Below are 21,788 nucleotides of genomic sequence, written 5' to 3'. Positions count from 1 at the left end.
GTCGGGTAACAAGAGCCAACAGTCTTCAGACAAGACACCGCCTCAGGAAACCTGCGCGGAAGAACCCCCGAACAGTTGCTCCTTGAGCAGTGCCAGCTGATCGCGCACCCGCGCAGCCTGTTCGAACTCCAGGCTGCGCGCATGTTCGAGCATCTGCTTCTCCAGACGCTTGATTTCCTTGGCCACATCTTTTTCAGACATGTCCTCGACACGCGCTCTTTCGAGCTGATTGGCCTGCAGGCGTTCCGCTTCCTTGCCACTTTTTTCGCTGTAGACACCATCAATCAGGTCTTTCACCCGCTTGACAATCTGCTTGGGTTCGATCCCGTTTTCCTCGTTGAAGCTTATTTGCTTGGCGCGACGGCGCTCGGTCTCGCCAATGGCCTTCTTCATGGACTCCGTGACCCGGTCCGCATAGAGAATGGCCTTGCCATGCAGGTTGCGCGCCGCGCGGCCGATGGTCTGGATGAGGCTGCGTTCGGCGCGAAGAAAGCCCTCCTTGTCGGCATCGAGGATGGCGACCAGCGAGACTTCGGGGATGTCCAGACCCTCTCGCAGCAGGTTGATGCCCACGAGCACGTCGAAGACGCCCAGGCGCAGGTCGCGAATGATCTCCACGCGCTCCACGGTTTCCACGTCGGAGTGCAGATAGCGCACCTTGACGCCGTTTTCACTCAGGTAGTCGGTGAGCTGCTCGGCCATGCGCTTGGTCAGCGTGGTGATGAGAACGCGCTCCGTGCGCTCGACGCGCAGGCGGATTTCCTGCAGCACGTCGTCCACCTGATTGGTGGCCGGGCGCACTTCGATTTCAGGATCGATGAGGCCTGTGGGCCGAACGACCTGATCCACGACCTGGCCCGAGTGGGTCTTTTCGTAGTCTGCCGGCGTGGCAGAGACAAAGATGACCTGGCGCATGCGCCGCTCGAATTCCTCGAATTTGAGCGGCCGGTTGTCCAGTGCAGAAGGCAGCCGAAAGCCGTATTCCACCAGCGTGGTCTTGCGCGAGCGGTCGCCGCTGTACATGGCGTTGAGCTGGCCGATCATCTGGTGGCTCTCGTCCAGGAACATGAGGGCGTCGCCGGGCAGGTAGTCGGTCAGGGTGCTGGGCGGCTCGCCGGGTGCGGCGCCTGAGAGGTGGCGGGTGTAGTTCTCGATGCCCTTGCAGTGGCCGACCTCGGTGAGCATCTCCAGATCGAAGCGCGTGCGCTGCTCCAGGCGCTGGGCCTCGACCAGCTTGCCGTCACCCACCAGTTGCTTGAGCCGCTCGGCCAGCTCCAGCTTGATGGTTTCCACGGCGGCCAGCACCTTGTCGCGCGGCGTGACGTAGTGGCTGCTGGGGTAGACGGTGAAGCGGGGGATGCTCTGGCGCACACGGCCCGTCAGCGGATCGAACAGTTGCAGGCTTTCGACCTCGTCGTCGAAAAGTTCGATGCGGATGGCCAGCTCGGAGTGCTCGGCGGGGAAGACGTCGATGGTGTCGCCGCGCACGCGGAACTTGCCCCGGCTGAAGTCCTGGTCGTTGCGCTGGTACTGCATGCGGATCAGTTGCGCGATGACATCGCGCTGGTTGATGCGGTCGCCGGTGCGCAGCGTCATGATCATGCGGTGGTAGCTTTCGGGCTCACCGATGCCGTAGATGGCCGAGACCGTGGCGACGATGACCACGTCGCGCCGCTCCATCAGGCTTTTGGTGCACGACAGCCGCATCTGCTCGATGTGCTCGTTGATGGCGCTGTCCTTTTCGATGAACAGGTCGCGCTGTGGCACATAGGCCTCGGGCTGGTAGTAGTCGTAGTAGCTGACGAAGTATTCGACGGAGTTCTTGGGAAAGAACTCGCGGAATTCGCTGTACAGCTGCGCTGCCAGCGTCTTGTTGGGCGCAAAGACGATGGCCGGGCGGCCCAGGCGGGCAATCACGTTGGCCATGGTGAAGGTCTTGCCCGAGCCCGTCACGCCCAGCAGGGTCTGGAACGATTCACCGTCCTGGATGCCTTCGACCAGCTTTTCGATGGCTGCAGGCTGGTCGCCGGCCGGCGGATAGGGCTGGAACAGCTCGAAGGGGGAGTCCGCGAAATGCACGAACTGGCCGGAGGCCTCAGGTGCTGGGGAGGAATCAGAGACTTCGTGCATGACGTGGGTTCGCAAAAGTGAGTATCGGCCGGCGAGATCGCTAGAATTCATGGGTTAACCCGAAAGCCTACCGTAGCTTGGGGCTAGCCGCGTTTTTTCCACCTCCCAAGACATCCCAAGGACGCTTCATGTCTCTGTTTACCGCCGTCGAAATGGCCCCCCGCGACCCCATCCTGGGTCTGAACGAGCAGTTCGCTGCCGACACCAACCCCAGCAAGGTGAATCTGGGCGTGGGCGTGTACTTCGACGACAACGGCAAGTTGCCCCTGCTCGAATGCGTGCAGGCCGCCGAGAAGGCGATGATGGACAAGCCCACGGCCCGCGGCTACCTGCCCATCGACGGCATCGCTGCCTATGATGCCGCAGTCAAGGGCCTGGTGTTCGGCGCCGAGTCCGACGTCGTCAAGTCCGGCCGCGTGTCCACGGTGCAGGCCATCGGCGGCACCGGCGGCCTGAAGATCGGCGCCGACTTCCTCAAGAAGATCAGCCCCGCCGCGAAGGTGCTGATCTCCGACCCGAGCTGGGAAAACCACAAGGCCATCTTCACCAATGCCGGCTTCGAAGTGGGCACCTATGCCTACTACGACGCAGTCAACCGCAAGGTGAACTTCGAAGGCATGCTGGCCGACCTGAACGCGGCAGCCGCCGGCACCATCGTGGTGCTGCACGCCTGCTGCCACAACCCGACCGGCTATGACATCACGGCCGAGCAGTGGGACCAGGTGATCGCCGCCGTCAAGGCCAAGGGTCTGGTGGCCTTCCTCGACATGGCCTACCAGGGCTTTGGCCACGGCATTGCCGAAGACGGCGCCGTGATCGGCAAGTTCGTGGCTGCCGGCCTGAACATCTTCGTCTCGACCTCGTTCTCCAAGAGCTTCAGCCTGTACGGCGAGCGCGTGGGCGCACTGTCGGTGGTGGCCAACGACAAGGAAGAGGCGGCCCGCGTGCTGAGCCAGCTCAAGATCGTGATCCGCACCAACTACTCCAACCCGCCCACCCATGGTGGCGCCGTGGTGGCCGCCGTGCTGAACAACCCCGAGCTGCGCGCCCTGTGGGAAAAGGAACTGGGCGAGATGCGCGTGCGCATCAAGGCCATGCGCCAGAAGCTGGTTGACGGCCTGAAGGCTGCCGGTGTCCAGCAGGACATGGGCTTCATCACCACCCAGATCGGCATGTTCAGCTACTCCGGCCTGAGCAAGGACCAGATGGTGCGCCTGCGCACCGAGTTCGGCGTCTACGGCACGGATACGGGCCGCATGTGCGTGGCCGCGCTGAACAGCAAGAACATCGACTACGTCTGCCAGTCGATCGCCAAGGTGGTCTGACCGTCACCCTGCCACCCGGCCCTGCGCCGGGTTGCAAAGCATGCCGCCGGCGCGCCCTGCCCTGGCGGCATTTTCTTTGTGCGGGCGGGTTTTGCATCCTCGCAGTCCGGTATGCGCCAGGTCTGCGCGAACACCGGTGCGATCATGCGGGCAGCCGAAACATCGAATGAAGAACGAGACACTCCATTCCCATGCCTGATCACGCCTGCCTCGCTGCCTCCACCTCTTGCCCCGACGGGCTGCCACTGTCCGGCGTCCGGATCCTGAGTCTGGCCCTGAACCTGCCCGGACCTGCAGCCCTGATGCGCTGCGCGGACATGGGCGCGCAGTGCAGCAAGCTGGAGCCGCCATCTGCGCAGCCAGGGCCTGCCGGAGCGGACCCGATGGCTTTGTACAGCCCGCAGGCCTATGCCGACATGCACCAGGGCATCGCCGTCTGGCAGGCGCAGCTCAAGACCGAGGACGGACAGGCCGCGCTGCGCAAGGCGCTGGACAGCGCCGACATCCTGCTCACCTCGTTCCGCCCCGCCGCACTGGCCAAGCTGGGGCTGGACTGGGCGTCGCTGCAGCAGCGCCATCCGCAGCTGTCGCTGGTGCGCATCGTCGGCAGCGCGGGAGCCCTGGCCGATGTGCCGGGCCATGACCTGACCTATCAGGCCGAGGCAGGTCTGGTACAGAAAGGCGCCATGCCACCCAGTCTGTTTGCCGACATGGCCGGTGCACTGATGGCCAGCGAAGCCGTGCTCAAGGCCTGGCTGCTGCGCCAGCGCAGCGGCCGCGGCAGTCTCCAGGAAGCAGGCCTGGCCCAGGCCGCGCAGTGGCTGGCCCTGCCCTGGCATTGGGGCCTGACCCGGCCCGATGGCGATGTGGGCGGCGCGCACGCAGGCTATCGCGTCTACGCCTGCGCCGATGGATCGGTGGCCGTGGCAGCCCTGGAGCCGCATTTCGCGGCCCGCCTGTGCGCCGTGGCGTCGGTGAATGGCGATGGCAGCATCGCCAGCATGCGCAGCCCCGCCATGCATGCCGCCCTGCAGGCCTTCCTGGCCCCCTTGTCCTGCGCCGAGCTGGCAGACCTGGCCGAGCAGCACGATCTGCCCCTGCACCCTCTTCCCAACCAGCCCTCGGCACTGCCTCGCTTGTAGGCCGATACCGAAAAGCACCACCTGCCCGCAACCTACAAGCCGCGCAGGTCATGGCTGGCCGCAGCATACGGGCACACTGCTGCCAATGACCCTCTTTACCGCGATAGCCCGCTCCTCTTAAATCGGAGTTGCGCATACAACCGGACAACCCGAACACATCTGGAAACACCCATAATCGGCTTATCTGGAGGCAGCCCCATGGTTCGAGAACATTCATCAACCGCCCGGATATCCGGGATGCGTCAGCCACCTAGCCATTCGGCGCCAGCCCTGCGGCGCATTGGCGCCAGCGCCTGAGCCGCCCACACGGCCAACCCTGCCCTGCTCCGCCCATGCAAAGCCAGCCCCCAGCCCATGTGCCGGTACTGCAGCTGGTGCAGCGCATCTGGCCCCTGGTGCTGGTGGTCGTGGTGCTGGTATTCATGGCCAGTGGCAGCCTGTACCTGGTGTCTGCGGTGCGGGCCTTCGTGGCCGGGGAAAGCCTGTGGTCCAAGGCGCAGAAAGATGCCATCTACGCCCTGAGTCGATATGTGGACAGTGGCTCGGCGCGTGACCTGGCACGCTTCGAGCAGGCCATGGTCGTTCCTGCAGGCGACTGGCAGGCCCGCATGGCGCTGGACGATGTGCCGGCAAGGATCAAAGACGCGCGCGCCGGCATTCTGCTGGGGGGCAACCACCCAGACGATGCCGACGCGCTGATCTGGCTGATGCAGACTTTTCGCCATGTCGAACTGCTGGAGGAGCCCTATCGTTACTGGAAACAGGGCGACCAGTACCTGCAGCAGCTCGACCGGCTGGCGCAGGAGATAGAGCAGCGTCACACCGTGGGAAGCGTGAGCGCCGAGGACGTCATCACCTGGAAGCGCGAGATCGAGCAGATCAATGCCGGCGTCACACCCGCCACCCAGCAGTTCAGCGCCTCGCTGGGCCGCAGCTCCCGGCAGATGGTGATGTGGCTGCAGGGCATTCACCTGGTGCTGGGCGTGGCGCTGATCCTGGTGGCGCTCTGGCATACGCGGCGCATGCTGCAGCAGCGCCAGCAGGTGCAAAACGACCTGCTGACCGAAAAGGAAAGGGCCCAGACCACGCTGGCCTCGCTGGGCGACGCCGTGATCACCACGGACGCCCAGGGCGTGGTGGACTATGCCAATCCCGCCGCGCTGGGCCTGCTGGGCAACAGCGAGCAGCAGCTCAAGGGCCGGCACCTGGCCAAGGGCCTGCATTTCAACAGCATTGATACCACCCAGACCGCGGAAAGCCTGCTGGCACATTTGCTGTCGGGCCAGCAATTGCGCGAGGAGCACACGCGCTGGCTGCGGCGCCATGACCGCAGCATCGTGCCGGTCAAGCTCATGGGCTCGGCCATCAGCGGCGGCGGGGAGCGCCCGGCGGGTGCGGTGATCGTGCTCAGGGATGTCTCGCGCGAGCAGCAGTATCTGGACCAGCTGTCATGGCATGCCAGCCACGACGGTCTGACCGGGCTGGAGAACCGCGTGGAATTCGAGCGGCGCCTGCAGCGCCTGCTCAACCAGGGCCAGCACAGGTTGCGGCCCGCAGCCCTGCTGTACATGGACCTGGACCAGTTCAAGCTCATCAACGAGACCTGCGGCCATCCGGCGGGCGACGAAATGCTGTGCGAGGTCAGCCGTCTGCTGCTGCACAATCTGCGCGAGACGGACACCCTTGCCCGCCTCGGCGGCGACGAGTTCGGCGTTCTTCTGGAGAACTGTCCGCCCGAGCCCGCCCTGCGCATTGCCGAAAAGCTGCGCCAGGCTGCCGAGGCCCTGCACGTTCATTGGGGCAAGCAGGTGCTGCGCACGGGGCTGAGCATCGGCCTCGTGCACATAGGCGGCGAAGTGCAATCGGCCCAGGACCTGCTGCGCATGGCCGACATGGCCTGCTACCGCGCCAAGGAGCGCGGCCGCAACCGCATCTATGTCTACCGCAGCGATGATGGCGAGTACACGCGCCACGTCAGCGAAATGGAATGGGTGACGCGCATACGCACGGCGCTGGAGCAGGAGCGCTTTTGCCTGTACGCCCAAAGCATTGCACCGCTGCAGCCCGACGGCCAGCGCGGCCTGCATTTCGAGGTGCTGCTGCGGCTGCGCGACGAGCAGGGCCAGATCATCTCGCCGGCCACCTTCATTCCCGCGGCCGAGCGCTACGGCATCATGCCCACGGTGGACCGCTGGGTGATCGCCAGAACGCTGGCCACGCTGGCCCAGCATCCGGCCGCACTGCGCCATATCGACACCTGCGCCATCAATCTGTCAGGCCCCAGCCTCGACGACGACGGACTGCTGGATTTCGTGCAGGCGCAGCTGAGCACGCACGGCATCGCGCCGCAGCTGTTGTGCTTCGAGATCACCGAGACCAGCGCCATCGCCAGCCTGTCCAGTGCCACCAGGCTGATCCAGGCCCTGCGCACGCTGGGCTGCCGATTTGCGCTGGACGACTTCGGCGTGGGCATGTCCTCGCTGACCTATCTGAAGCAGCTGCCCGTGGACTACCTGAAGATCGACGGCGGCTTTGTGCGCGACATGCTCCAGGACCCCAGCAACCACGCCATGGTGGAGATGATCAACCGCATAGGCCATATCCTGGGCAAGCGTACGGTGGCCGAGTATGTGGAAAGCCGGGAAATCGCCCAGGCCCTGCAGGCCGTGGGCGTGGACTATGCCCAGGGCTTTGCCCTGGCACGGCCCGTGCCGCTGGACACCCAGTACTTCGAAAGCGGCGCCCATGCTGCCCGCCGCGAATGGCAGGGCACGCTGGCGCCGGCCGCCAGCTAGAGGCAAAGGCGCGTCAGCGCGGCTTGCGACCGCCCGGCGCCGCCTTGCGGCCCGAACCGGCAGCGCCCGCAGAACGGGAAGGACCGCCCACACCGGGTCGCGGCGGCAGACCCGTGTGCTGGGTCAGCATGCGGCCCGGCTGGGGCTGACTGGAACGGAAACGCACATCGCCCGCAGGCTCGCGCGACTCTGCCAGCACCTTGCCCGGCCCGGCATTCTTGCCGCCGGCCTTGTTGAGGGCGTAGGCCTTGCCTTGCTGGGATACCACGGCACGCGCGGCCACGCCCGTGCCCTGGGTGCTGTTCTTGCGGCGCGCGCTCTGGTAGCCGCCATCGACCAGGGGCTGGAAGGTGGGGATCAGGTGCTGCTTGCCGTTGCCGATGAGGTCGGCACGGCCCATGGCCTTCAGGGCCTCGCGCAACAGCGGCCAGTTGTTGGGATCGTGGTAGCGCAGAAAGGCCTTGTGCAGGCGCCGGCGCTTTTCACCGCGCACGATGTCCACCGACTCCTCGTTCACGTCGCGCATCTCGCGGCGCACCTTGGTCAGCGTGTTGCGGCCCGAGTGGTACATGGCCGTGGCCGTGGCCATGGGGCTGGGATAGAAGGTCTGCACCTGGTCGGCGCGAAAGCCGTTCTTCTTCAGCCAGATGGCGAGGTTCATCATGTCCTCGTCGCTGGTGCCCGGGTGGGCCGCGATGAAGTACGGAATCAGGTACTGCTTCTTGCCCGCTTCCTCGCTGAACTGCTCGAACATCTGCTTGAAGCGGTCATAGCTGCCTATGCCCGGCTTCATCATCTTGGTCAGCGGCCCGGACTCGGTGTGCTCGGGCGCGATCTTCAGGTAGCCGCCCACATGGTGCTGGACCAGTTCCTTGACGTACTCGGGCGACTTCACGGCCAGGTCGTAGCGCAGGCCCGAGCCGATCAGGATCTTCTTGATGCCCGGCAGATTGCGCGCGCGGCGGTAGATCTTGACCAGCGGAGCGTGGTCGGTGTGCAGGTTCTGGCAGATGCCCGGGAACACGCAGCTGGGCTTGCGGCAGGCGGCCTCGATCTCGGGGCTCTTGCAGCCCAGGCGGTACATGTTGGCCGTAGGGCCCCCCAGGTCGGAGATGGTGCCGGTGAAGCCCTTGACCTTGTCGCGGATGTCCTCGACCTCCTGGATGATGGACTCCTCGGAACGGCTCTGGATGATGCGGCCCTCATGCTCGGTGATGGAGCAGAAGGTGCAGCCGCCGAAGCAGCCACGCATGATGTTGACCGAGGTGCGGATCATCTCCCAGGCGGGGATCTTGGTCTCGCCCTCATGGCTGCCGCTGGCGTCGGCATAGCTGGGATGGGGGCTGCGCGCATAGGGCAGGCCGAAGACCCAGTCCATCTCGGCCGTGGTCAGCGGGATGGGGGGCGGGTTCAGCCACACATCGCGCGCGGTCACGCCCTCGCCGTGGGCCTGGACCAGGGCACGTGCATTGCCGGGGTTGGTCTCCAGGTGCAGCACGCGGTTGGCGTGAGCGTAGAGGATGGGATCGGCCTTGACCTGCTCGTAGCTGGGCAGGCGCAGCACGGTCTTGTCGCGCGGCGGCTGCTTGCCCTTGCCGCGCAGCGACGGATTGGGTACGAACTGGATGGTCTGAACGGCGGCGACCGAGGCACCGTCCGGCTTCGCGGCGGCATCACCCTCTTCCTTGGAGCAGGACTGGCCCTGGGCCTCGGCCTGCTCGCTGGTGGTCATGTAGGGGTTGATGTGGGGCTCGACCACGCCGGGCTCGTCCACCACGGAGGAGTCCAGCTCGAACCAGCCCGCTTCCGACTCGCGGCGGAAGAAGGCCGTGCCGCGCACATCGGTAATGCTTTCCACCGGCTCGCGCGCGGCCAGGCGGTGGGCCACCTCGACCAGGGCGCGTTCGGCGTTGCCGTACAGCAGGATGTCGCACTTGCTGTCCACCACGATGGAGCGGCGCACCTTGTCGCTCCAGTAGTCGTAGTGGGCGATGCGGCGCAGGCTGCCCTCGATGCCGCCGAGCACGATGGGCACGTCCTTGTATGCCTCACGGCAGCGCTGGCTGTAGACAATGGCCGCGCGGTCGGGGCGCTTGCCGCCCACGTCGCCCGGCGTGTAGGCATCGTCGGAGCGGATCTTGCGATCGGCCGTGTAGCGGTTGATCATCGAATCCATGTTGCCCGCCGTCACGCCCCAGAACAGGTTGGGACGGCCCAGGGCCTTGAAGGCCTCGGCGCTCTGCCAGTCGGGCTGGGCGATGATGCCCACGCGAAAGCCCTGCGCCTCCAGCACCCGGCCGATCACCGACATGCCGAAGCTGGGGTGATCCACATAGGCATCGCCCGTCACCAGGATCACGTCGCAGCTGTCCCAGCCAAGCTGGTCCATCTCGGCCCGGCTCATCGGCAGGAACGGGGCCGTGCCGAAGCGCTTGGCCCAGTACGGTCGGTAGCTGGTCAGCGGCTTGGCAGCGCGATGGAAAAAGGAAACGTCAACGGGGGCGTTCATGATGGGCGGTTCGGCTTCTGGGAGCCTGTGCGGAAGGAACCGGCCAGTGTACGTTTCAGCAGTCAACCCTGCTGGCTAAGGGTCTTGCTCCAGCCCTCTGATATGGCCCTCCTGCTGCTGCCAGCCCGACCTCTTCGCGGCCTCCTGCGCCAGATAGGCCTTGGGCGTATGCCCGGACCAGCGGCGGAAGGCCCGCGCAAACACCTTGGGAGAGTCGTAGCCCGCATTCTCCGCAATGCGGGCCGATGACAGCCCGCCGGCCTCCATCTGCTGGGCGGCCAGCGCCATGCGGTGCGCCGTCAGGTAGCCGATGGGCGTGGCGCCCACCAGCTGCTTGAAGCGCATGCTGAAGCGGGTGCGCGACATGCCGGCCTCGGCCGCCAGCGTCTCCACGCTCCAACTGCGCTGCGGCTCACGGTGCATGCAGACAATGGCACGGGCAATGCAGGCATCGCCCAGGCCTCGCAGCCAGCCTTCACCCACGGCAGCCTCGCGCGCCAGGTGCTCGCGCAGGATGTTGACCAGCAAAAGCTCGCCCATGCGCGCGGCCGACAGGCGCCAGCCCGGGCGCCGAGCCAGGGTCTCCAGCGTGAGCGACTGCATGGTGGTGGCCAGGCAATCGGCCAGCGGCAGATCGCTTGCGCGGATGTGGATCAGCGGCGGCAGGATGCGGAATACCGAATGCCGGCAATAGGCTGAAAACCACAGCAGGGCCGAAAACATGTCGGTCGCCTCGCCCCCGCCGCCATGGCTGAAGACCAGCGGATTCTCGTCCTGCGGGCCTTCGGCATGGCGGGAGATCAGCCGCGAGAACAGCTCGCAGGCCATGCCCAGATCCGAGGCCACCACATGTGCCGCACCCATGGGCAGCATGACCAGATCGCCGGGCTCGACCCGCAGCGGCTGCATGCCCTCCACCTGTATCCAGTAAGGCGCGCCGCGCGCCATGCGGATCATGGCGCCCGTGACGCCGGTGGACTTCAGGCTCCACGGCGCGGTCAGCGCAAAACGCGCCGTCACGGCGCGCTCTGACCGGCAAATATCGAGAACTTCGCTCAGCACATCCATGGGGTCGTGGCATCCTTGATTCCGGGCCGATGTTAGCCAGCGCCGGCCACGCAACCACCCCGCAGGGCTAGCGGTTTACCCTAGGCTGGAGATCCTGCTGCGCCGCCTGCACCAGCTCGGAGAACTGCTGGGCGCTGCCCAGCCGCTCGGCTGCCAGCAGCGCCAGCTTGACCAGAAACAGCTCGGATTGCTGCGGGCCTGCCGCATCAATGGCCGTGGCCAGTTGGTCGTAGACGGCCTCCAGACCGGCGATATCCAGGGTGCCGGGCGATTCAAGCGTGTCGGGCGATGTGGGTGCTTGGCTCATGCCTGGGCTCCTTGCGTGCAGGTGGCGTTGTCGAGTGCGGATTGCAGGCGCCGTGCATCCAGCGCCAGCCAGCGTGCGCAGACATGCTGGTCGGGCCGCAGCAGGTAGGCGGCGCCAGAAGGTGGATCGGCAGGCACGCCATGGCGTTCGCGGCAGCGGCCCTGACCATCGGAAAGGGTCAGGTCGGCGCCCTGAACTGGCTGCGGCTCCGGCTCCGCCTGGCTGGAGATGGCCACGATGCGCAGGCCCACGCCGCGGCCGCGCACCACGCGGGCAACCTCGCTCAACGCGGGCGGCACGGCCGAGCCATCGGTGAAATACAGCAGGTCGAAGCCGCCGCCCAGGTGGTCCAGCAAATAGTCGTCCGGCGCCAGGCACACGTTCTGCGGCGGCGCGCCATGGGCGGGGCCGCCCTTGAACAAATGGTTGTCGTCGTCCCTGCTGTTGAGGGGCGAGCAGGCGTACTCATGGGGGCGTGATGTACGCCAGTGGTACAGCGGGCGCACGAAGGCCTGGGTGAGCGACAGCGACAGCACGGCATCGCGCAGCAGCCGAAAGCCGCGCGAAGGCGGCGCCATGAAGCGCGTGCTCTTGCCGGCCTCTTCGACAATCTCGCGCGCCGCGCCCACGCGCTCGCTGCTGTAGCTGTCCAGCAACCGGGCCGGCGCCACGCCGCGCGCCACCAGGGCCAGGCGCCAGGCCAGGGCCTGGGCGTCCTGGAAACCGGTGTTGGCGCCGCGCACCCCGAAGATGGGCAGCAGGTGGGCCGCATCGCCCGTGAAGACCACGCGGCCGTGCACATAGTCCGGCAAGGTCAGCGCGCGTGCCGAGTAGACCGAGCTCCAGTCCATCTCCCAGGGGGTGCCGCCAAAGCCGATCATCTCCAGTTGCGCGTCGATGCGCGCCTTGAGCGATTCGGGCTGCAGTGCCTGCTGCGGATCTTCGCCCGCAGGCAACTGGTAGTCCACGCGCCAGATGCCGTGCGGCTCGCGGTGCATGAGGATGGTGTTGCCGGGGTTCCACACCGGATCGAAGAAGGCCAGTCGCTCGGTGGGCAGCGGCAGGTCGATGCGGATGTCGGCAATCACGAAGCGGCCTTCGTACGACGCCCCTTCCATGACCAGGCCCATGGCCGTGCGTATGCCCGAGCGTGCGCCATCGGCGGCGACCAGCCAGTCGGCTTCCAGCGCGTACGGCCCCTCGGGCGTGTCCACCTGCAGCCGCGCTTTTGCAGCCGCGCCTTCGCCAGCCTGCTCCACCCGCTCCACGCGGTTGCCCCAGCGCAACTCGATCAGCGGATGGGCCAGCACGGCATCGACCAGGTACTCCTCCAGGAACTGCTGCTGCAGGTTGGTCATGGGGAAGAAGCGGTCGTCCTCGCTGTGCGGTGCCTCCATGCGAAACACGCGCTGGCCCCGGTAGAAGGAGTTGCCAAAGCGCCATGGCAGCCCGCTGTCGTTGACCCGCCCGGCCACGCCCACCTGCTGGAGGATCTCCATGGAGCGGCGTGTGAAGACGATGGCGCGGCTGCCTTCGGATACCTGCAGCTCGGACTCCAGCAGCACGCATCGCTGCCCGTGGCGCGCCAGCTCCAGTGCCGTGGTCAGGCCTACCGGCCCCGTTCCGACGATGACGACAGGGTGCCGCTGCACCCCCGGATGCTCCGATGGCAGCCAGGGCCGATGCACCTGGTACCGGTAGTAGATGGACTGCCTGGGCTGGGCATGGGGCTGGTGCATGGGGGTCTCCGTCGTGCGTCTTGTTCAGGGCGCAGTGTAGGCAGCACCGGCCATGGCGATGTCCCCGGATGGGGACATACCGAGACGCCTGCCCCTGGGCTCAGGACAGCGCCTCGGGCGCCATCAACAAGGCAAACAGCTCACGCTGCCCCTGCACGCCCAGTTTGGCGCAGACCCGCTTGAGATAGGTTCGCGCGCTGGACACGGTGATGCCCAGGCGCTGCGCCAGCCGCTCGGCATCAAGCCCCTCGATCACGCAGCGCACCACGTCGAGATCACGCTGCGTGAGATGGGAAAAGCGCCCGGCCAGGCGCGCCAGCACCAACCCCGCCAAATCGTCCTGCAGCGCCTGGCCCGCATAGTGCAGGCGCATGGCCTGCATGACCAGGGGCACAAAGGCTTCGATGCGTGCAATGGACTGCGCATCAAGGCAGCCGTGCTCCTCGCCCCGGTACAGGTTCACCGCCAGCCACCGTGCGCCAGGCTGCAGGGTCAGCAGCGAGAGCCGTTCCACCAGGCGCGGCAACCCGTAGCAGACATGGCGGTATTCGGGATGGCTGACATCGCCAGGGCGCTGGCGATGCAGCCAGACGCGCGCGGGAGCCTGGGGGTCGCGCTGCTGCCGCGCAAGCTCGGCCTGCATCACGCGCTGTGCGCCATCGAGCGGATAGAAGCGCTTGCTGTAGTCCTGCGAAATCATGGGCAGCGCCCCCGTGCGTGCCCGGTCGCCAAAACCCACGATGCGCGGCCGCGATCGGCCCTGGAACGAGAAGATGGTGCACTGCGCCAGCGGCACGTGCCGGCCCAGCAAATGCAGCAACTGCCCGGCCACCTCGTCGCTACTGCCGCTGGAGCGGCCCACCTGCTCCAGCAGCGCCGTCACATCGCCCAGGGGCACGGGCAGGCTGGCGTCGCTGGCGGAGGCAGGCGCCAGCAGCCAATGGCTGCGGCCGGTATCAATGCTCATGGTTCCTGCAGGAATGCAAAAAGGCCGGCGCTTTGCGCAGCCGGCCTGGGTGGGTATGTGGAAATGATAAATCCAGCGCAGCGAGGCAAGAGCCTGCTGCGCCTGGTTCGCGGCCTGTTCGCTTGATGGTCACCGCCTGTCGGCGGGCCGCTGCACGGTCCAGCCGGACCTGACAGCACTGACAGCACTGATGCCGCTGCAGGCCCTTGGCCAGGCGGCACCTGCCATCACCATTCGCCGACGTTGCGTATGCGCTGGTCCAGATCCAGAGGAATGCCGCCGCCAGCGGCTTCATGGTCCTGACCAGCTTGCTCCAGCGCCATGGGCGGGGGACTGAAATGATCGCGGCCAAAGGTGTGTTCGGTGAGAACGGGATCGCGGGAAGGTGGGGTGTTCATGGTTGCGCCTCCTTGACAGAAAGCTTACTGCGAATCCTTCACGATTTCTGTAGGACAAACCTGGATGCAACCCTCTGAAGCTGAAATAACACAAGGTACGCATGCTCACAAATGTGTAGCGCTTCGTAATAAAGGCGTAATGAATCCATGCACCAAACCCGGGCCCAGGGACGATAGGGTAAGCTTGCCGGCCTCCATGCCACAGACACTCCGCGCGCCCGCGCACAGCGAACTCATCATCAAGAAAAGCCGCTTCATCGGTTGCGTGCAGCCCATGGCCGATCGCGCCAGCGCCCAGGCGGTGGTCGATGCGCTATGGCGCGAGCACCCCGGCGCCGCCCATGTCTGCTGGGCTCTGCTGGCAGGCGGCCAGTCGGCTGCCGTCGATGACGGCGAGCCCAGCGGCACGGCAGGCCGCCCCATGCTGGACGTGCTGCGCCACCAGGACCTGGAAGGCGTGCTGGCCACCGTGGTGCGCTATTTCGGCGGCGTCAAGCTGGGTGCGGGCGGCCTGGTGCGCGCCTACACCGATGCCGTGGCCCAGGCCCTGCTGACCGCCGAGAAAGTGACACTGCAGCGCATGCAATCGCTGCGCTGCGCCGTGCCCTATGCGCTGGAAGGCCTGGTGCGCCGCGAGATCGATGCGGCAGGCGCCGAACTGATCCAGGTCGAGCATGGCTCGCTGGTGCAGTTCGATCTGCGCCTGCCGCAGTCGCAGGCCGAAGGTTTTGTAGGCCGCCTCAATGACGGTGGCCAGGGGCGCGTGGGGTGGATGGAAATCCACCATGGCGAATGAAATACGCCGGGCTGAAGCAGTTCAACCAGCCAGCAGCACCCAATGGGCGGCGGCCACGACGATGTTGTCGTCGTTGAAGACATAGCCCGGGTTGTGCACCATGCAGGCGCCTTGCTCGCTTGCCTCGCCATTGCGCCTGCAGCGTGACATGTTCCGGACCCAGCAGCTCCAGCGCGATCTGGCGCGCGAAGTCCGTCTCCCTGGGCGTGCTGACCAACACGGCATAGCCGGGCGGCCAGTCGAGTTGCGCCTGCGCGCCGAAGCCCTCGGCCTGCACACTCGCCAGATCGCGAATGCGCTGCTGCAGCCGCCTGCGCACGGCGGCATCCGACGCACGCACGCTCAACTCCAGCACGGCACTGTGGGCAATCACGTTGTCGGCCCTGCCTGCGTGGATGGCTCCCACGGTCACCACCGCCCATTGCAGCGGATCCATGTTGCGCGAACCGATGGCCTGCAAGGCCACGACGATGCTGGCGGCCGCCACGATGGGTTCTGCCGTGCGGCATGGCACCGTGCCCTCCCACGCCGGTGAGGGTGAGCTTGGCGTAGCGCGCTTCGGCCTGGTCACGCTGCGCCAGCGCAGCGAGGCACCGGCGCTGGCCACCTTGCGGGGGCTGATGGAAGAGTCGATGGGAGGCGCGAGTCACCCGCTGCGACCTGGTGCAAACGCTGCGGACGGCGGGCCGGCGATTTCGGGGATTGACCTACGCACACCCGCAGCGGGCAAATGCAGACTAGGCCGGGCATGGAAACGGCGCCCTTCAGGGGACCGCGATCAAAGGAATGACCGCATGAAAAACCCACCCACCACCGCTCTGGACGTCATCATCGTCGGCGCCGGCTCGGCCGGACTGTCGGCTCTGCGCGAGGTGCGCAAGCACACTGAGCATTTCGCCATCGTCAACGACGGCCCCTGGGGCACGACCTGCGCGCGGGTAGGCTGCATGCCGTCCAAGTTGCTGATCGAGGCGGCCAACGCCTTCCATGCCCGCCATCACTTCGAGGCCTTCGGCATACGCGGCGCGAGCGGACTGCAGCTGGACCTGCCCGCCGTGCTGCGCCGCGTGCGCAAGCTGCGCGACGAGTTCGTGGCGAGCACGATCGAGGCTACGGAGGGCCTGGGCTGGCGGGCCGTTGACGGGCGTGCCCGGCTGCTGGCGGCCAATCGCATCGAGGTCAACGGCAAGGTGCTGGCTGCGCGCAAGCTCATCCTCGCTCCAGGCTCCAGCCCCGTGGTGCCGGAGGAATGGAAGCGCTTTGGCAAGCGCATCCTGACCACCGACACCTTGTTCGAACGCAAGACACTGGGCCCGCGCGTGGCCGTCGTCGGCCTGGGTCCGCTGGGCGTGGAGATTGCACAGGCGCTGGCGCGGCTGGGACTGGAGGTCACCGCACTGGGACGCGGCCCGAAGCTGGCGGGCCTGTCCGACCCGAATGTCACCGACGCATTGCGGCATCTGCTTGAGAAAGAGATGACGGTGATCACCGACCATGAAGTGCAGTTGAGCAAGGGCCCGGACAGCAGCATCGTCGTGCGTGCAGGCGACACCCGCATCGTCGTGGACCACGTGGTGGCCGCCATGGGCCGGCGCCCGCAGCTGGAAGGCCTGGGGCTGGAGACGCTGGGGCTTGAGCTGGACGAGCATGGGCAGCCGCCCGTGAGCCGCGAGACACTGCAGGTCGGCGAGCTGCCGCTGTTCCTGGCTGGCGACGCCAACGGCGACCGCCCCTTGCTGCACGAGGCCGTGGACGAAGGCCATATCGCCGGCACCAACGCCATGGCAGAGAACTTGGCCTGCTTTGAGCGGCGCGCGCCGCTGTCCATCGTCTTCAGCTCGCCCAACGCGGCCGTCGTGGGCCAGCCCATGAAAGCGCTGCTGGGGCAGGACTTCGTGGTGGGCCGGGTGGATTTCGCACACCAGGGGCGTGCACGCGCTGCGCAGCGCAACGCGGGCCTCCTCCATGTCTATGCGGACCCGGCCAGCGGCCTGCTGCTGGGCGCGGAAATGTGCGCGCCGGGCGGCGAGCATCTGGCCCATCTGCTGGCCCTGGCCGTGCAGCAGCAGCTGACCTTGCACGAGTTGCTGCGTGCGCCCTTCTACCACCCCGTGCTCGAAGAGGGCCTGCGCACCGCCCTGCGCGATGCGGTACGCCAGTTGCCCGAGCAGCCGCCGTCCGACCTGGGCAACTGCGGCCCCTTGCCCATGGATGATTGATCGCGCGCGGCACAGGGCCGCACGCGGATCAAGCCCGAGGCGCGCTTTGCGGTGCACTTCCTTCCGACAGCGCCCACCCGCCATTGCCATCGACCGCCAGCGCGTGGGTATGGAAACCCGCCAGCGTGCTGCGGTGGCCCACGCTCACCAGCATGGTCGAGCGCATCTGCTCGCGCAGCAGCGTGTACAGCGCATGCTCCAGGCCCTCATCCATGGCCGAGGTGGATTCATCGAGAAAGACGATGGCGGGCCGATTGAACAGCACGCGGGCAAAGGCCAGGCGCTGCTGCTCGCCAATCGACAGGATGCGGGACCAGTCCTGGTTGACATCGAGCTTGTCGGCCAGATGGGCCAGGCTGACCTGACGCAGCGCCTGCTGAAGGCGGCCGTCGTCCTTCGGCGAGGCGTCCATGGGATAGGCAATGGCCGTGCGCAGGTCGCCCAGCGGCAGATACGGGCGCTGCGACAGGAACAGCGCCTGGTGGCCGCCCGGGCGGCCCACCGTGCCTTCGGCGTGCGGCCACAGGCCGGCAATGGACCGCAGCAAGGTGGTCTTGCCGCTGCCCGAGGGGCCCTTGATCAGCAGCGCCTGGCCGGGCAGGAGCGTCAGTTGCAGGCCGTTGAGCAGGTGGTGGCCGTCCGGGCGGCTGACCTGCAGGCCCTCGATGTCCAGGGCGCCGGGCTGCTCCCGGTGGACCACCTGGGGCAGTTCGCGGGTCTGGGCATTGGCATCCAGAAAGCCGCACAGGCGGTCCAGGGCAGCGCGGTACTGGGCAAAGGTGTCGTAGGAGGTGCGGAAGAAGGACAGCGCATCCTGCACCTGGCCAAAGGCCTGCGAGGTCTGCATGACGTCGCCGAGCTTGATGGCACCGCTGAAAAAGCGCGGTGCCTGCAGCAAAAATGGAAAGACCACGGCTACCTGGTTGACGGTGAGGTTGAAGCCGTCGAACTTCAGGCTGCGGTAGACCAGGGCCCAGACATTGGCGATCAATGCAGAGAAGCGCGTCAAAAGCGTGTTGCGCTCGATGCCCGCACCCTGGTAGAAGGCGATGTTCTCCGCGTATTCGCGCACGCGCACCAGGGCGTAGCGGAAGTTGGCGGTCAGCCTCTCGTTCAGGAAGTTCAGCCGGATCAGCGGCTGGCCCAGGCGAAAGGCGATCAGCGTGGCGATGATCACGTAGACGTAGACCGCAAAGACCATGGCCCGCGGAACCTCCACGCCCGCCACGGCAATGGGCGCGGACAGCCCCCAGAGAATGCCCGTGAAGGCCACCAGCGAGACGACGGCGCTGACGGCACCCAGCGCCAGGGTCAGCGAGTTCGAGACAAAGGTGTTCACATCCAGCTCGATGCGCTGGTCGGGGTTGTCCACCGGCTCGTCCAGGAAATGGCTGCGGTAGTAGGCATCGCCGCGCATCCAGTCGGTGGTCAAGCGCTCATTGAGCCAGACCCGCCAGCGGATGCGGAACGCCTGGTTCACGTAGTAGTTGAACAGCTCGCGCATCACATGGATGGTGGCCAGCACCGCGAAGATGCCCAGGAATCGCCAGAAGCCTTTCTGGTCCAGCTCCTGCAGCGCGCTGTAGAAGCCGTTGTACCAATAGGAGAACAGCACGTTCATGCGCACCGAGATCAAGGCCAGCACCAGCAGCAGGGTGAACACCAGAAGCGGCCACCAGCTGTTTCTGGGGTGCAGGAACGGGCCGGCCAGCTGCCAGAACTGCCGACCCCAGCGGGTGAATCGAACCAGCAGCAGCGCCACGGCCGCGAAGGCCACGACGGTGATCACTGAGGCCGCCGCCAGCCAGGCCAGGCTTTCCTGCAGCGCCTTGCTCCAATCCATGTCCATGTCGGAGATCCTTGGTTTTTGTGGGTGGGAAGAATCTACTCCTGTTCAGGCACGCCGGCGGACAGGGCATGGCACGCGCAGGCGGCAAGCCATCTGCGCTTGCAATGCCCCCATCGCCGTTGCCGATGGGGCCGCTGCCGACAAGGCCACTGCGCAGGATTAATATGCCGTGCGTGCCGCCCCTGCGGCACGCACGGAGACAGGATCGGCCCGCACGGTTCCACCCCATGACAACAGCGATGCCGTCCCCGGGCCCTGCCCCGGGCGGCCCAGACACAAGCCAGAACATGCCCGCATCGCCGCCACCGGCTTCCCCGCCACACGACACCGCCGATGCGCCTGCCCAGCGCCCTGCCCCCGCCAACCTGCGCGACCTGTTCTGGTCCTTCACCTGGCTGGCCCTGCAGGGCTTTGGCGGCGTGCTGGCCGTGGTGCAGCGCGAGCTGGTCGAGAAAAAGCGCTGGCTGACCAACGACGAGTTCGTGGAGGACTGGGCCGTGGCCCAGATCATGCCCGGGCCCAATGTGGTCAACCTGTCCATCACCATTGGCGAGCGCTACTTCGGCTGGCGTGGCGCCGTGGTGGCCGTGTGCGGGATGCTGTGCTTTCCCATGCTGCTGGTGCTGACGCTGACCGTGATCTATTCGCAGCTGGCCGGCCACCCCGCCATGGCCGGGGCGCTGCGCGGCATGGGTGCCGTCGCGGCCGGCCTGGTGGCGGGCATGGGGCTGAAGCTGACCAGCACGCTGAGCCGCCACCCGCTGGGGCGCTGGTGCAGCGCGGCCCTGGCGCTGGCCTCGTTCATTGCCATGGCCGTGCTGCGCGTGCCGCTGGCCTGGGTGCTGCTGGTGGTCGGCGGTGCCGGCTGCGTGCTGACCTGGAGAAAGCTCGCCCCATGAACGCCGCCCACCAGATCGCCCTGAACCTGCAGCCCGCCGACTGGCTGCAGTTGCTGCTGTATTTCCTGACGCTGTCGCTGATGGCCGTGGGCGGCGCCATTGCCACGGCGCCCGACATGCACCGCTTCCTGGTCGATGGCCACGGCTGGCTCAGCGAGGCGCAGTTCAGCAGTTCCATCGCCATCGCCCAGGCAGCGCCCGGGCCCAATGTGCTGTTCATCGCCCTGCTGGGCTGGAACCTGGGCCTGAATGCGGGTGGGGGCACCGGGCCGCTGGCATGGGCCTTTGGCGCGCTGGGCGTGACCATTTGCATGGTCGGCATCCTGCTGCCCAGCTCCCTGCTGGCCTGGCAGGCCTCGCGCTGGGGCCAGCGCAACAAGAACCGGCGCGGCGTGCGTGCCTTCAAGCAGGGCATGGGGCCGCTGGTCATCGGGCTGCTGCTGGCCACGGGCTGGCTGCTGGGCAGCGCCAGCGGCCGCCCCGCCCAGGACTGGCGCCTGTGGCTGCTGACCCTGGCCTGCGCCCTGCTGGTGTGGCGCACGCGCATCCACCTGCTGTGGCTGCTGGGCGCGGGCGCGTTGCTGGGTGCGCTGGGCTGGATCTGAGAGGTCCTGAGGACTACCCTGGTTTTTTCGTCAAAAGGAGCCGTACATGGCGCAAGCCCCTTCCCTTCGTTCCCTGGGCCGCAGCGGCCTGCAGGTCTCGCCGCTGTGCTTTGGCGGCAATGTCTTCGGCTGGACCGTGGACGAGGCCACGTCGTTCTCGCTGCTCGACGCCTGGCTGGATGCCGGCATGAACTTCATCGACACGGCCGACGTGTACTCGCGCTGGGCGCTGGGCCATGCGGGCGGCGAGTCCGAGTCCGTGATCGGCAAATGGCTCAAGCGCAGCGGACGGCGCGCCGACATCGTGCTGGCCACCAAGGTCGGCAAGGACATGGGCGAGGGCCGGGTGGGCCTGCGCCCCGAGTACATACGCCAGGCCGTGGATGCCTCGCTGCAGCGCCTGCAGACGGACTACATCGACCTGTACCAGTCGCATGACGATGACGCCAACGTGTCGCTGGCCGACACCCTGGGCGCCTTTGCCGACCTGATTGCCGCAGGCAAGGTGCGGGCCATTGGCGCCTCCAATCACAGTGCACCGCGCCTGGCCGAGGCCCTGCGCACCAGCGCCGAGTTGGGCCTGCCGCGCTACGAAAGCCTGCAGCCGCTGTACAACCTGTACGACCGCGCCGTGCTGGAGCGCGATCTGGCGCCGCTGTGCGCGGCCGAGCAGGTGGGCATCATCAACTTCTATGCGCTGGCGGCGGGTTTTCTGACAGGCAAGTACCGCAGCAGCGAAGACGCAGCCAAGAGTGCGCGCGGTGGCAAGACCGTGGCCACCTACCTGAATCCACGCGGCCTGCGCATTGTGCAAGCCCTGGACACAGTGGCCGCGCGCCTGGACAGCCAGCCCGCGTGCGTGGCACTGGCCTGGCAGATGCAGCGCCCGTTTGTGACCTCGCCCATAGCAAGCGCGACCTCGCTGGCCCAGTTGCAGCAACTGGTGCAGGCCACGCGCCTGCAGCTGTCGGCTCAGGACGTGGCCGAGCTCAACCAGGCCAGTCAGGAAGAAGGCGCAAGGGACTGACCTGCGCAGGCCA

General features: G+C 66.8%; 16 protein-coding genes and 1 pseudogene. 8 read left to right on the top strand and 9 right to left on the bottom strand.

Translation table 11 applies throughout. The features are described from left to right. Nucleotides 1-42 precede the first annotated feature (42 nt). The gene (gene uvrB, locus A9976_RS29815) at nucleotides 43-2,130 is read right to left on the bottom strand and encodes an excinuclease ABC subunit UvrB (RefSeq protein WP_183021957.1); all 2,088 of its coding nucleotides are present in this window, start codon (nucleotides 2,128-2,130) and stop codon (nucleotides 43-45) included. Between the two features lie 128 nt (nucleotides 2,131-2,258). On the opposite strand from uvrB, the gene A9976_RS29810 reads away from it, so the two are divergent. The 3 genes from A9976_RS29810 to A9976_RS29800 all read left to right on the top strand — a co-directional run bounded on the left by A9976_RS29810 (nucleotide 2,259) and on the right by A9976_RS29800 (nucleotide 7,392). After that, nucleotides 2,259-3,455, top strand: coding sequence for an amino acid aminotransferase (locus A9976_RS29810; RefSeq protein WP_012205827.1), 1,197 nt, complete (start codon nucleotides 2,259-2,261; stop codon nucleotides 3,453-3,455). A 191-nt stretch (nucleotides 3,456-3,646) separates the two neighbouring features. Beyond that, a complete protein-coding gene (locus tag A9976_RS29805) occupies nucleotides 3,647-4,597 on the top strand; it encodes a CoA transferase (RefSeq protein ID WP_183021956.1) in 951 nt (316 codons plus the stop codon). Between the two features lie 332 nt (nucleotides 4,598-4,929). Beyond that, complete coding sequence (locus A9976_RS29800; protein ID WP_183021955.1) at nucleotides 4,930-7,392, top strand: EAL domain-containing protein; 2,463 nt, start codon at nucleotides 4,930-4,932, stop codon at nucleotides 7,390-7,392. A gap of 13 nt (nucleotides 7,393-7,405) precedes the next feature. Here A9976_RS29800 and A9976_RS29795 read toward each other — a convergent pair whose 3' ends face one another. The 6 genes from A9976_RS29795 to A9976_RS29770 all read right to left on the bottom strand — a co-directional run bounded on the left by A9976_RS29795 (nucleotide 7,406) and on the right by A9976_RS29770 (nucleotide 14,380). Then, nucleotides 7,406-9,901 carry a YgiQ family radical SAM protein gene (locus tag A9976_RS29795; RefSeq protein ID WP_183021954.1) on the bottom strand — a complete coding sequence of 832 codons (2,496 nt, stop codon included), beginning with the start codon at nucleotides 9,899-9,901 and terminating at the stop codon, nucleotides 7,406-7,408. Between the two features lie 75 nt (nucleotides 9,902-9,976). Beyond that, nucleotides 9,977-10,969, bottom strand: coding sequence for an AraC family transcriptional regulator (locus tag A9976_RS29790; protein ID WP_183021953.1), 993 nt, complete (start codon nucleotides 10,967-10,969; stop codon nucleotides 9,977-9,979). Nucleotides 10,970-11,036: 67 nt separating this feature from the next. Beyond that, entirely contained in the window at nucleotides 11,037-11,276 is a 240-nt protein-coding gene (locus A9976_RS29785; protein ID WP_183021952.1) for a DUF2783 domain-containing protein, read from the bottom strand. Beyond that, complete coding sequence (locus A9976_RS29780) at nucleotides 11,273-13,015, bottom strand: FAD-dependent monooxygenase (RefSeq protein ID WP_183021951.1); 1,743 nt, start codon at nucleotides 13,013-13,015, stop codon at nucleotides 11,273-11,275. The genes A9976_RS29785 and A9976_RS29780 overlap by 4 nt, the downstream gene beginning before the upstream one ends. 100 nt (nucleotides 13,016-13,115) lie before the next feature. Continuing rightward, on the bottom strand, nucleotides 13,116-13,982 hold the full coding sequence (locus A9976_RS29775) for a helix-turn-helix transcriptional regulator (RefSeq protein WP_183021950.1): 867 nt from the start codon (nucleotides 13,980-13,982) through the stop codon (nucleotides 13,116-13,118). A gap of 227 nt (nucleotides 13,983-14,209) precedes the next feature. Further along, a complete protein-coding gene (locus A9976_RS29770) occupies nucleotides 14,210-14,380 on the bottom strand; it encodes a hypothetical protein (protein WP_012205835.1) in 171 nt (56 codons plus the stop codon). 196 nt (nucleotides 14,381-14,576) lie between these two features. Between A9976_RS29770 and A9976_RS29765 the strand changes: the two genes are divergently transcribed. After that, nucleotides 14,577-15,176, top strand: coding sequence for a YigZ family protein (locus A9976_RS29765; RefSeq protein WP_183021949.1), 600 nt, complete (start codon nucleotides 14,577-14,579; stop codon nucleotides 15,174-15,176). A gap of 21 nt (nucleotides 15,177-15,197) precedes the next feature. Here A9976_RS29765 and A9976_RS29760 read toward each other — a convergent pair. Further along, nucleotides 15,198-15,799 (bottom strand): annotated as a pseudogene (locus A9976_RS29760) (peptidase dimerization domain-containing protein); the annotation flags it as partial. Nucleotides 15,800-15,970: 171 nt separating this feature from the next. Between A9976_RS29760 and A9976_RS29755 the strand changes: the two are divergent. Then, nucleotides 15,971-17,395, top strand: coding sequence for a dihydrolipoyl dehydrogenase (locus A9976_RS29755; protein ID WP_183021948.1), 1,425 nt, complete (start codon nucleotides 15,971-15,973; stop codon nucleotides 17,393-17,395). 28 nt (nucleotides 17,396-17,423) lie between these two features. Here the strand turns inward: A9976_RS29755 and A9976_RS29750 are convergent, their stop codons facing one another. Next, nucleotides 17,424-19,244, bottom strand: coding sequence for an ABC transporter ATP-binding protein/permease (locus tag A9976_RS29750; protein WP_183021947.1), 1,821 nt, complete (start codon nucleotides 19,242-19,244; stop codon nucleotides 17,424-17,426). A 287-nt stretch (nucleotides 19,245-19,531) separates the two neighbouring features. Here A9976_RS29750 and A9976_RS29745 point away from each other — a divergent pair, with 287 nt between their 5' ends. Genes A9976_RS29745 through A9976_RS29735 form a run of 3 tightly spaced genes read left to right on the top strand, consistent with a single transcriptional unit; the run spans nucleotide 19,532 to nucleotide 21,775 of the window. After that, entirely contained in the window at nucleotides 19,532-20,143 is a 612-nt protein-coding gene (locus A9976_RS29745) for a chromate transporter (protein WP_183021946.1), read from the top strand. Continuing rightward, nucleotides 20,140-20,748: a chromate transporter gene (locus A9976_RS29740; protein WP_183021945.1), complete on the top strand. Its 609-nt coding sequence runs from the start codon at nucleotides 20,140-20,142 to the stop codon at nucleotides 20,746-20,748. Before A9976_RS29745 ends, A9976_RS29740 begins: the two co-directional genes overlap by 4 nt. Nucleotides 20,749-20,794: 46 nt before the next feature. After that, a complete protein-coding gene (locus A9976_RS29735) occupies nucleotides 20,795-21,775 on the top strand; it encodes an aldo/keto reductase (protein ID WP_183021944.1) in 981 nt (326 codons plus the stop codon). Nucleotides 21,776-21,788 lie beyond the last annotated feature (13 nt).

The organism is Delftia sp. UME58 (assembly GCF_014170385.1).
Classification (GTDB): Bacteria; Pseudomonadota; Gammaproteobacteria; order Burkholderiales; family Burkholderiaceae_C; genus Comamonas; species Comamonas acidovorans.
The sequence above is the reverse complement of the archived record's forward strand: the minus strand, read 5'-3'. Positions and strand labels throughout refer to the sequence as shown.